At 37.5% G+C, this 12555-nt stretch carries 10 protein-coding genes; 7 read left to right on the top strand and 3 right to left on the bottom strand.

The annotated features are described in order from the left end of the window. Positions 1-81: 81 nt before the first annotated feature. The 3 genes from dcuC to J3U54_RS04115 all read right to left on the bottom strand — a co-directional run bounded on the left by dcuC (position 82) and on the right by J3U54_RS04115 (position 3444). Positions 82-1488, bottom strand: coding sequence for a C4-dicarboxylate transporter DcuC (gene dcuC, locus J3U54_RS04125; protein ID WP_267385197.1), 1407 nt, complete (start codon positions 1486-1488; stop codon positions 82-84). Positions 1489-1507: 19 nt separating this feature from the next. Beyond that, entirely contained in the window at positions 1508-2428 is a 921-nt protein-coding gene (locus J3U54_RS04120; RefSeq protein WP_103752171.1) for a nucleoside hydrolase, read from the bottom strand. A gap of 287 nt (positions 2429-2715) precedes the next feature. Then, positions 2716-3444: a YebC/PmpR family DNA-binding transcriptional regulator gene (locus J3U54_RS04115; RefSeq protein WP_103752170.1), complete on the bottom strand. Its 729-nt coding sequence runs from the start codon at positions 3442-3444 to the stop codon at positions 2716-2718. Positions 3445-3719: 275 nt separating this feature from the next. Here J3U54_RS04115 and J3U54_RS04110 point away from each other — a divergent pair, with 275 nt between their 5' ends. The 7 genes from J3U54_RS04110 (at position 3720) to J3U54_RS04080 (ending at position 12501) form a co-directional block, all read left to right on the top strand. Then, positions 3720-5327, top strand: coding sequence for an APC family permease (locus J3U54_RS04110; protein ID WP_416381978.1), 1608 nt, complete (start codon positions 3720-3722; stop codon positions 5325-5327). 122 nt (positions 5328-5449) lie between these two features. Continuing rightward, positions 5450-6274, top strand: a complete 825-nt coding sequence (locus J3U54_RS04105) for a Cof-type HAD-IIB family hydrolase (RefSeq protein WP_103752168.1) — start codon at positions 5450-5452, stop codon at positions 6272-6274. 44 nt (positions 6275-6318) lie between these two features. Further along, on the top strand, positions 6319-7020 hold the full coding sequence (locus J3U54_RS04100; protein ID WP_103752167.1) for an ABC transporter ATP-binding protein: 702 nt from the start codon (positions 6319-6321) through the stop codon (positions 7018-7020). A 12-nt stretch (positions 7021-7032) separates the two neighbouring features. Beyond that, positions 7033-9807 carry an FtsX-like permease family protein gene (locus J3U54_RS04095; protein WP_267385195.1) on the top strand — a complete coding sequence of 925 codons (2775 nt, stop codon included), beginning with the start codon at positions 7033-7035 and terminating at the stop codon, positions 9805-9807. Positions 9808-10287: 480 nt separating this feature from the next. Further along, on the top strand, positions 10288-11052 hold the full coding sequence (locus tag J3U54_RS04090; protein ID WP_267385194.1) for an ABC transporter ATP-binding protein: 765 nt from the start codon (positions 10288-10290) through the stop codon (positions 11050-11052). A gap of 1 nt (position 11053) precedes the next feature. Next, positions 11054-11785 (top strand): multidrug ABC transporter permease, encoded by a 732-nt coding sequence (locus J3U54_RS04085; protein ID WP_220269441.1) that lies wholly within the window; start codon positions 11054-11056, stop codon positions 11783-11785. Then, positions 11782-12501 carry an antibiotic transporter permease gene (locus J3U54_RS04080; RefSeq protein ID WP_267385189.1) on the top strand — a complete coding sequence of 240 codons (720 nt, stop codon included), beginning with the start codon at positions 11782-11784 and terminating at the stop codon, positions 12499-12501. Before J3U54_RS04085 ends, J3U54_RS04080 begins: the two co-directional genes overlap by 4 nt. The last annotated feature ends 54 nt before the right edge of the window (positions 12502-12555 follow it).

Genomic DNA, 12555 nt, shown 5'->3' with positions numbered 1-12555 from the left:
AGCTTATTACTAATTCAGAGGATTACTTAGGACCTTTTTGTTTTTTTATTTTAATTAAAGATTGTTACTTTATATCCTGCATTAAAGCAAAATGAATGACAAAATTAACATTATTACTACACCACTAATCATCGGTACCGTGGTTCGCTTAATAATTTGTCCAGGCTCCACGTGTGTGGCCTCGGATACAATTAATACGACAGCAGCTACTGGTGAAACGGCTCTTAATAAATTGCCAGCCAGTTGGATTGGGACTGATAATTGCTGTGGTGCAATGCCCGCCGATTTAGCTAACGGAACAATTAATGGAATCATCGCAAAAATTAGAGCAATTCCACTACCACTAAGAATAACAATTACCGCAGTAAAGGCAACCATAATTAATGGTAGCAATATTCCTGCTCCTTTAACATGAAGCATCGCATTCTGGATCATTGACATGATACCAATCGCATTTAATCCTTGGACATAAGTTTGAGCAGCAATTAACAAAACAACTATTCCCATTGCATTGCCCATTCCTTTAATAAAGACGTTGGTATCCTTTAAAACTTGCTTTGCATCCCTACAATTAATTAGCTCAATAATGATTGCGATTATCCAACTAATTAGTGTTACTGCCTGAACACTCATTGTTGAGTCGTTTCCTTGAGCAATATTAAAGATAAAATTGACGATAAGAATAATGATTGGCATTAACGGTAATACACCATAAATAAAGCGCATGAATTTGCCATTAATCGCTTTTGTCGTTTTAGCAGTTTCATCTTCAATGCCATATTCTTTTAGTTCTTGCTCATAACTAATTTCTGGACCATCTTTTTTATCTTCATGTTTTTGCCAAAAATACTGCACTAACGCCATTAATAATAAAGTTGGAATAGAAATTAAAGCGTGATAATTAAAGACATACTGGGTTGTTGACATATGTAATGCATTTGCCATCGCAACATTATCGGAGCCAAGTGGCGTAGGGATAATTGTTGCCGATGTGGCAATTAAAGCCGCTGAGGTTAGTCTGCTCATTCCCGTTGAACGTAAAACTGGATATAAAGTCGCTAGCAAGATAATTGCTAAGTTTGAAGCGCTCGGAACTACTAATGATAATATGTTATCCATCAAAAAGACAATTGGGACTAATAAATATACCGACTTAATCCCCTTCATTGAAGAAGTTAGTCCGGTAACCGTAATATCATTTGCACCGATGTGACTCATATACGCGCTGTAGCCTGCCAATAATAAAATTACAAAACCAGCTTGCGACAATGTCGTCGTGAACTGATCGATCATTACTTGAATTGGTTTTAAAAATTGGCTGGAGACAGGCTGCAATACGGTCACTTTATTACCCATAAAAACGGCACAATATAGCAGCAACAAGCCTAAGGCAAATAAGACGATTTTAATATCCATCTTTTTCGATAACATATAAACTAAAATGCCTACGGAAAGCAATGTAAGAATTATTGCGATTGTTTGACTCATTTAAAATACTTCTTTCTGTTTAGCTAGCCTGTTTAATGGCGCTAACGAACCATTCAACAAATTCTGCGACATTGACTGATTTACCAATTATTGCATTAGGAGATTGGTGCAATTTATCATTGAAATCCATCAAGGAAGCACCGTAAGTATAGCCACTATCTGTTATTATTTCCACATGCGTTTCTTCAAACTCAAACATTTCTGGCTTGAGTAAGATACCAGCAGCCAACGCGTCATAAATTTTAAGACCAGTATTGAAACTACCGCCCCGGTATCGTTTAAACAAGCTATAAAACATATCACCCACTTTACCTAAAGACTTGATTTGTTCACTTACTTCAGGTTTGATTTTCGCTTGAAATCCTAGTTCTAACGGAGCCACACGAATTTTTAAGCCACTTTCAAACACAATCTTAGCAGCTTCGGGATCACCCGCAATATTGAATTCTGATAAAACGCCGTAATTTCCTCTTCCGATACAGCCACCCATCATTACCAGTTCCTCGATATTAGCTAAATCAGCGGGATAAAGCCGAATATACATGGCAAAATCTGTCAGCGGTGCTATGCCAACCAAAGTCACTTTTTCCGGTGAATTAGCAACAACTTGATGAATTGCTTCCGGTGCAACTTGATTTTCTAAAAGAAGGCTGTTATCTGGCTCTGGGAAATTATAACCGTCCATTCCCGACTTGCCATGAACACTGGCCGCGTCGATTGGCTTTTTGACGATAGCCCTTTTACATCCTTGAACAACTGGAACCTTTTTATTCAAAAATTTTTCTAGTTTTAAAACATTTGTTAGAGTCTGCTCAATTCCGACATTTCCGGCAGCGGCTGCAATTAGTTTGACGTCAACCTGACGATCAAACAATAAGATTGCCAAAGCAACGGCATCATCGATACCGGGATCCGTACTTAAAATAATGGGTTTACTCATTACCATATCCTCCTATGGCTCAAATCAATAAGTTTATGATGAAAATTAATAGTACGTAATTTATGGTAGTAAGACCATCAATCTAGTACTTATTTCAAATTATATTCTAAAAATCACGTAAAATATATCTATTTTTAGTAAAAAATATTCGTTATTCATCATTAATCTGCACTACACGTTGAAAAATCAGCTAAAATAAAAACCCTTTAGAAAAATTTCAAACTAATCTAAAGGGTTAATTTTAAATATTTTTTTGTTTTAAAATCAAAGCAAAAATCAACATAGTACTAATCTTCGTCAGCTGCTGCAGTGTAGACGTTTTGGACATCGTCATCGTCTTCAAGTGCATCAACTAGGTTAGCAAATTGATCTTTCTTTTCTTCTGGAACTGGCGTCGTGTTCTCTGGAATCATTGTAAGTTCAGCATTAGCAAGCTTGTAACCAGCCTTTTCCAGTGCATCACGAACTTGAGCGAATTGCTTTGGATCTGTGTAAATTTCAAAGGCATCGTCACTGGTTTGCAAATCATCACCACCGGCGTCCATTACGTCTAACAACATCTGATCTTCATCAGCGTCTGTTGTTGTCCGATCAATAACAATGTAACCTTTGCGATCAAACATATAGGCAACTGATCCAGTAGCACCAAGTGAACCACCATTACGAGTAAAAGCTACTCGAACAGCTGAAGCGGTCCGGTTCTTGTTATCGGTCAGAGCCTCAACAAAAACAGCAATACCACCAGGAGCATAACCTTCATAGGTAATCTCGTCATAATGCTCGTCTGAATTTCCTTCAGCCTTCTTAAGAGCCCGATCAATATTTGTCTTAGGCATGTTGTTGGCCCGAGCCTTGTCCATCACCATTCGCAAGTTAGGATTCCCAGAGGGATCAGGACCACCATTCTTTGCAGCCATATATATTTCACGAGATAATTTTTGGAAAATTTTACCTCTCTTTGCGTCTTGCGCATTCTTGCGGCCTTGAATATTGTGCCATTTTGAATGTCCTGACATAAGAATCCTTCTTTCTTTTGGTAAATTATTAACGATATAATCTTACCGCACAGACACGGAAAATTCAATACTAGCAACTAGTTAAGGAAATTTTTTCTTTAATTTATATAATTACGCATTTTTCAAGGATAGCCTGCAATAATTTCGTGATTTACCCTAGTCATTCTCACTTTTAATTAGTAAAATGGAAACGTTAGTTTAATTTAAAGGAGAGAACTTTTGTGGAGGAAATAAATTCTAATCAGAAATTTATCTCGTGGCCCGTACTGACCTTGATGGCCTTTTGTACGGTTATTGGCCTCGATGATATCATGTATAATTTCCAAAACCAGGGAATGCCTGTTGTCACTTCCTGGATTATCATGTGTCTATTCTATGTTATTCCATACTCATTAATGGTTGGCCAACTTGGTTCGGTCTTTAACCATGAAGGTGGCGGACTTTCTTCGTGGGTCCGGGGCACTAATGGCGAATTCTTAGGTTACTTTACTGCTTGGACATACTGGGCAGCTTCGATTCCTTATGCGGTCGATTCAGCTAATGAAATTATTGTTGACATCGGGTGGGCAATAACTGGCTCAGAGAAGTTTCAAAATCAGATTTCTAATACTAAGTTTGCTCTCATGACTTTTGCCATGTTCATTATTTTCATTATTATCGAGCATTACTTCTCCCGTTCAATGGAAGTATTGTCCACGATTGGTGGTGGATTAATGTTAATCATGACCTTAATGTTTGTCTTTTTGGCATTCTTAGGGCTAGCAAAATCCGGCGGCCACATGGCTACTCAACCATTTACTTGGAAAACATTAATTCCAAAATTTGATATGCATTATTGGACAACTATTGCCATGCTGATTTACGCCTTAAACGGTTGTGAGTTAGTTGCACCATACGTTACCAAAATGAAGAAACCAAAATCAGATTTTCCTAAAGCTATGGTTGCGCTAGCTCTTATGACCATTTTCTTAACCGTTTTTGGATCATTTGCTCTTGGTATTTACTTTAACAGCTATCATATTCCAAATGACTTAAAAATGAATGGTGCCTACTACGTCTTTGATATGGTTGGACATCAATATGGAATGGGCAAGACCTTACTCTACATCTGGGCTTGGACTTCCGTATTTTATAACGCAGCTTTATTAGCCGTTTTACTTGATGCCATGACCAGAATGCTTATTTCTGACACTGGTGACAATTATATGCCCCGCTTTTTACAGAAAAAAGATAAAAACGGCTTGCCTATCAATGGCTACGTATTAACGGTTGCTCTATCAGCCTTCATCATGCTGTTAGGTATCTTTTTGCCAGATATGAATGATATTTTCAACTGGTTACTAAACCTCAACGGTATTATTTCACCGGGTGTCACCTGCTGGATTTTCTTCTCATTTATGCAGATTCGGAAAAATTCCAAGAAGTTCCCGTCTGATTATGTCTTCTTGAAAAATGACAAGGTTGGTTACTTAGCTGGACTATTCCTGCTAATTGTAACCGCAGTGGCAACAATTCTCGGTATTGCACCGCAAGACGTTAAACAATTCAGTGGCTATTGGTGGTACGAATTAATCATTAATATTATTGCCATTGTTGTTTTAATTGGTCTTGGAGTAATTTTGCCAAGTATCAGACGCAGAGAAGAAGAATACGGCACTGCCTTTAGCCGCAATCAGTGGCTGATAATGTTCATTTTAATCATTGGTTCGATTATTTTTGATCTTTATCTTGGTGAGAAAAATAGCCTGTTCGGTGGTGCTAGCGTCAGCTTAGGTCAAATCAAATTAGGAATGAATATTGTCTTGATCATCATTGAGACGATTGTCGCTATTCTATTTTGTTGGCTTGTTGGCAGAAGAAAGCCTGTTAAAATTAATAATTAAAATAGAAAAGATTCATTGTGTCTGCAATGAATCTTTTTTCGTGTAAAAGCTAATTTTTTAACGAGGTAATGGCCTTTTCTACTATATAATATACTTAATAAATTAGTAATGAGGAGAGTAAAATGACATCTATCCCTTTTAAAGCAGTTGCAGTTGATATGGACGGTACTTTTGAAAATGATGACAAGCAATTCGATCATCAGCGGTTTGAAAAAGTACTGACCAGATTGCGTGCCCAACACGTTCACTTTATCGTTTCAAGCGGTCGGCCGCTTTCCCGTTTGCGCCAAGACTTTTTTGAATTTCTTGATCGGATCGATATCGTTGCTGACAACGGCTCAATTTTAACCCAAGATAATCAAATTATTGCCCGCCATGTTTTTACATATAAAACTGGCATTAAGTTAATCAACTTTATTCAAGACAATTATCCAGAAGTAAAAATAGCGGCTAGCGGTTTGGATCGGGCTTACATGAATAAAAGAGCACCAGCTAAATTCAAGAGCTTAATGCACTTCTTTTACCCTGACTCAGTGGAAGTCAATAACTTAGTCGATATTCCAACAAGTGATAGCCTTACTAAATTAACGCTAAGTTGTTCCTCTGAACTCGCTAGTGAACTTGAGCGTAAATTTAATGCCAGTAATCCCGAACGAATTCATTGCACAACAAGTGGCTTTGATAATATCGACGTGATGCCAGCTGGTGTCAATAAGGGGCAAGGAATCAAGTACTTTTTGCGTTACTTCAATGTAAAACCGGAAGAGCTTATTGCTTTTGGTGACGGCATGAATGACAAAGAAATGATTGAACTTGCTGGCTACAGTTACGCAATGAAAAACGGCGATGAGCGGTTGAAACAAATTGCTAAATATGAAGCCCCTTCTAATAACGAAATGGGAGTTTTGCAAGTGCTTGAAAACTACTTAGATGGAAAACAGTACTAAAATGAACTAAGAAATATTTATTAAAGTAAGAGGAATAATTCTTCATGAGCTACATCGAAGTTAAAAACAATTTCAAACGTTACCAAACAGGTGATACGGAAATTTTAGCTAACAATAATGTTAGTTTTACAGTGGAAAAAGGCGAATTAGCAATTATCCTAGGTGCTTCAGGTGCTGGAAAATCTACCATTTTAAATATTCTTGGCGGAATGGATACCAATACCTCTGGTGATGTCATAATTGATGGCAAAAATATCGCTAATTACAATAAACGTGAATTAACCACTTATCGCCGTAATGATATTGGCTTTGTCTTTCAGTTTTATAACTTAATCCAAAACCTGACTGCTAAAGAAAATGTGGAACTAGCATCTGAAATCGTCAATGATGCTCTTGATCCTGTTAAAACACTTGAAGATGTCGGACTTAAAAACAGGATTAACAACTTTCCAGCTGAATTGTCGGGTGGTGAACAACAAAGAGTAGCGATTGCACGTGCCGTGGCCAAAAATCCCAAGATTTTACTTTGCGATGAACCAACTGGTGCTCTTGATTACCAGACTGGTAAAAGTGTGTTGCAAATTATCGCCAATATGAGTCGCAAAAAAGGTGCCACAGTTGTCATAGTTACCCACAATAGTGCTTTAGCACCGATTGCTGATCGGGTAATTCATTTTCATGACGGTCAAGTTACTAAGATTGATCAAAACGCTCATCCCGAAGACATTGCTAACGTTAAATGGTAAAGAAGGCTAACAATGACAAAAATAATTTGGAAAGATTTTTGGGAGTCAATTAAACATACCAAAGGGCAATTTCTGTCAATCATGGGCCTAATGATGATTGGGGCTTTTGCTTTGGTCGGCTTAATTGTCACTGGACCCGACATGCGCGATACCGGTAATCATTACGCTAAGCAGCTCAATACTGCCGATCTGACTGTTATCTGCAATTATGGCTTTGACCATGATGATACCGCCAAGATCAAAAAAGCCAAGGGTTTAGAAACAGCAGAATTTGGTTACATGACCGATACGGTTTTAAAAAAAACGCAAGAAAGTTTTCGCGTTTTTTCCAAACCCAAAAGTGTTGGTAAATATGAAGTGCGTCAAGGTCGACTGCCTAATAAGCAAAATGAGGTAGCTTTAGCTGCGCATTACGACAAGCGCTACCATCTAGGGCAAAAAGTTAGTTTTACTGAAAAGAAAAATATTCTTGGCACAACCCTCTTAAAGCGCAAAAGTTTTAAAGTTGTCGGTTTCGTCCGTTCTAGTCAAATTTTGTCAAACGTTAATCTAGGTCAAAGCAATAGCGGAACTGGTGAGCTAAAAGGCTATGCCGTAATAATGCCACAAGCATTTGATCACACCGTTTATACCGTAGCTAATTTAAGATACCATGATTTACGTGGACTCGATTCTTTTGGAAAAACTTATAATAATAAAATCAGTGTTCATAAAAAAGAGCTGCAAAAAGTACTTAAAAATGGTGCCCAAAACCGCAAGGATCGGATTACTGCAGCGGCATTCAAGAAATTACGACCAGAAGAAAAGAAATTAGCGCAAGCTAAAGCAAAAATCTATACGGCGCAGCGGCAATTAATTACTGCTGAAAAACAACTAACTGCGCAAAAAGAGCTATTAGCAAGAAAAGCCGCACAAGCTACAACTCCACAGGACCAAATGCAGCTTAAGGGTGCACAGGCTAAATTAACTGCCCAGGCCCAAGTACTACAAAGGCAAAAACAGGCACTAGCCAAAAAAGCTGCACAAGCTACATCTGAAATAACTTCTGGCCAACAAAAACTAGCAAAAGCTAAAAAGCAAATTGAAAAATTAGCACTTCCAAGCTATAGCGTTTATAACCGCCGAGAAGTTCCCGGAGGAGAGGGCAACTTAGTTTATACCACTGTTGCTCGTGTCGTCGAAGACTTAGCTAAGGTATTCCCGATTTTCCTTTATTTTGTTGCGGCTCTTGTTACCTTCACCACAATGAACCGGTTTATTGATGAAGAAAGAATTAATTCTGGAACTTTAAAGGCCCTCGGTTACGATGATTATGTCATTATTAATAAGTTTGTTTTCTATGGCTTCTTGTCAGGGACAATTGGAACAATTATTGGCATTTATCTGGGACACACGTTAATGCCGCAGATTGTGTATCACGCTTATTATAAGTCGCTGACTCTTCCACCGATCGAAGAACATTTTCACTGGCAAATTAGTTTGGTTGCCTTGATTTTATCTTGGATAAGTTCAGTTTTACCGGCTTATTTGACCGCTAAAAACGAATTTCGTGAAAAGCCTGCCTCCTTGCTTTTACCTAAACCCCCAGCAGCAGGCTCTAAAATTCTACTAGAAAAGATTCCCTTTATCTGGAATCATCTCAGTTTCACTCACAAGGTAACTGCACGTAATATTTTCAGATACAAGAAGCGAATGTTAATGACTATTTTTGGCGTCTGCGGTGCTGGTACACTCCTATTTGCTGGATTCGCGGTCAAGAATTCAATTAGCAATATGAACAATCGCCAATTTTCTGATTTAATCCATTACAACATGATTGTAGCCGAAAAGAAGCCACTATCAGATACCCAGCAACAGAAATTAACAACTAAGCTTAAAGAGCCAAATATTAAATCGGCTACTCCAGTTTATTATGAGTCAATGTCCAAAACGGCCGGTAAGTCTGGTGATACACAAGATATTACTCTGATTGTGCCCAAACACAGTGATGTACTTAATCAATATGTTCACTTAAATAACCGGCGCAATCGACAAACAATTCCATTAACAAATAATGGTGTTGTAATTTCCGAGCGCTTAGCAAGTCTGTTGCACGTTCAAAAAGGTGACCATATCACTTTAACTGATGAAAACAATCAACGCCGGTCAATGAAGATTGCTGGCATTACGGAAATGTACATGGGACATTTCGTTTTCATGAATCAAAAGCAGTACCAAAAAGTCTTTAACCGCAATTACAAAACGACTGCTTACCTAGTAAACTTGAAAAATACATCCCGTAAAAATACCAGAAAAGTGGCGGCCGAATTTATGAAGTTAAATGGTGTTGCTGGGGTAGTTCAAAATACGGCGGTGAGTCAGGAATTAGACGTCGTTGTGCAGTCGCTAAACATGATTATGGTAGTCCTTATTATTGTTGCAGGTCTTCTTGCCATCGTGATCCTTTATAATTTAACTAATATTAATATCGCTGAACGAATTCGTGAACTGTCAACGGTAAAGGTATTGGGCTTTTATGACAACGAAGTAACGATGTACATTTACCGCGAAACAATTTTATTAACTATTATTGGTATTCTAGTTGGCTACCTTGGCGGCGACTTGCTTTACCAGTATATTCTTTACGTAGTACCGCCCGATAACGTGATGTTTAATCCTGCTCTATCTGCCTCAAGCTTTATGTGGCCACTAGGAGTAATCGGAATTATTACAATTATGCTTGGCTTCATCGTGAATAGCAAATTGAAAAATTTGGATATGCTGGAAGCGTTAAAATCAGTTGATTAAACTAAATATTATCTAACAAATTAAATAATTTAATACCCGACTCCACAATTTTACTGGAAGCGGGTATTTTTTAGATTAACTTTCAAGACAACTTTTGGCCGCTGCTTAATTTTAGCGACTGCTTGACCCGTTGTTTCTGCCTCAAACTCACGAATTTGCAACTTTTAACTAGCCTTTCCAATTGCAGCAAATATTGATTATTTCTAGCATAAAAATATTCATCCACTTTGAATCATAATTAACCTGTCGTTTTTTGCTCAACTTCTTTAACTGTTTGTAAATACGCAAGCGGACTAATTAATCTTTTAACGTCCATTTTTTATTAATTAAAAAAGTAAAAATGATAAAAGTATGATATAATCCAATAATAGATTTAATGTTAAACATCACAGATCTTCAAATTAACCTGTAAAAAATTTAGATTATCGCTCCTTCCTTATTTAGCGATAAAGAATTTACAATTAATTTTGGAGAATAAATTTGAATAAAATTTTAATCGTTAAACATTTAAAAGAGACTTATCAAGACCATAATCAAAAATTTAAGGCCTTAGATGATATTTCTTTTGCAATTAATCAAGGTGAGATTCTATCACTGTTAGGGCCCAATGGTGCTGGAAAAACTACCACTGTTTCAATCATTGGTGGTTACTTAATTCCAACATCTGGCAAAGTTATCCTGAAGGGCCAAGATATCACAACTACCAGTAAAAGGCCAAGTATCGGTGTTTCCTTTGGTGGTGAAATGGGTTTTTACCGTAATGCAACTGCCAAACAGAACTTGAAGTTTTTTGCTGATTTGGCTAAGGTTCCTTTTCGCAAGCAAAATGATGAAGTTAACCGTGTGTTAGCTACTGTCGAGTTAAGTAACGTTGCTAATAAAAAAATCGGTGAATTCTCTAAGGGAATGGTTCAGCGCCTGCATATTGCCCGCGCGCTCCTGGGTAACCCGAGTTTATTATTACTTGATGAACCAACTAGTGGACTTGATGTTGAAATAACACATACTATCCAGCAAACGATCAAAAACTTGGCGGACACCGGAATTAGTATTTTGCTGACAAGTCATACAATGACAGAAGTTGAAAAATTAGCCGACAAAGTCATTATTTTAGGTGCCGGAAAAATTTTCTACACTGGAACAGTTAGTGGAGTGGTTAATTTAGCAAACTCGACTACGCAAAAGTCCTTAGATAATTTAGAAGATGCCTACATGGCTTTAGCACCCAAGCTGAGGAGAAAATAAAATGCGTTTCATTCGACTATTTCTCTTTCACTTGCGCGATTATTTATCTGATCAATATTTCGTTTGGCTAGTAATTACGTCAACCTGTTCAATTTTTTTAATACAATATACCATCGCATACGCAAGTCACGATTTAAACAATCCCCTTTTATGGCGTCAAAGCGGAATCTTTGGTACCTGGACTTCCTGTACGACTGTTGCCGGCTGCATTAGTTTTGAAAAATATAAGGGAACTTTACCTTATTTGCTAAATAGCAAGTATGATGAACGTCTTTCTCTAATCACGCTTTTGCTCCCTGCTTCTAGTTATGGGCTTTTCTCATTTCCCCTTGCCTTTGTACTGGCTAAAATCTTAGGAGTAGCAACGGGACCAATAACTGGCAGTTTTATTTTACTAATTCTTTTATTATGGCTGGGTTGCACTATCATGGGCATTTTAATTGCTGCCTTTTTAACCCTTTCGCCTAATTCAATGCTTTATGAAACTTTAATCGGCACTCCGATTTTGTTAGTAGCCGGATTATTTGGCAATGAAGCTGTTTTAAAGCCTTTAACGAATATCGCACAGTGGTTTATTCCGATTACAGCACCAATCTCCGCACTAACAAGAAACATCGTTTTTAATTGGGCAGCCTACATTTTTAGCCTAATCTTCTGGTTATTTTTAATTGCTATTACAGTTAAAAAGATTAATTATTTAGTACGCAAGAAAGGAGCGTTGAAGATCATATGATTGCCACACAATTTTCAGCTTTGCCTTTCTTAAACAATTGGCGTACAAAAATAATTTATTTTGTACTCAATCCATTAATCAATATGGCATTATTGGTATTAATTGATATGCAATATGCCAACAGTTTTAATTGGTCGATTGTTGCTGCATCAATTGCAATTGATACTACCACTTTAACAATGCAAACGATGAACGACCTATTAGTTGAAGATGCCAGCTTGCGCATCGACTTTGAGATGATTGCTAAAAAGCCATTCAGCTTTCGGTATTGGATGAGTAAATGCATCACTTCGGCAATTATCGGGACCATTTTAGCAATTATCAATTTGGTTTTAGCGCTTTGTTTTGGTGCTCCCCTTTATCTCATTTTACGTGTTGTCATCCTGCTGCCATTACTTTGTCTAACCGGGATTATTTTTGGTTTCACAGCTTGGGCAATATCATGGCAAATGAATGATCCCTACTTTTTGGCCAATTTCTTTAGCGCAATTATTCAACTGGTAGCCGGTATTTTGGTTGTGATTACTGCCTATCCGATGTGGTTAAAGTCAATCGCACTAATTTTTCCATTCGCTAGTCCAGTCACTTTTATCAAAACAGGTTCTGCAAACCTAATAGCCAGCATCATAATTACTCTAATTTGGCTGTTGGTTGGTTTGATTGCTTACGTCATTCAAATTAGGCCCGTTTTAACCAAAGGAAAACACCGCTTTTAAGCTCACACAGTTTTACCGACATAAAAAGACAGTCAATAATGACTGCCTTTTTGT

This window comes from Lactobacillus sp. B4007, from assembly GCF_026535895.1.
In the GTDB taxonomy this organism is placed as follows: Bacteria; Bacillota; Bacilli; order Lactobacillales; family Lactobacillaceae; genus Lactobacillus; species Lactobacillus panisapium.
Note: the sequence above shows the minus strand (reverse complement) of the source record. Positions and strands in the feature narration are given on the sequence as shown.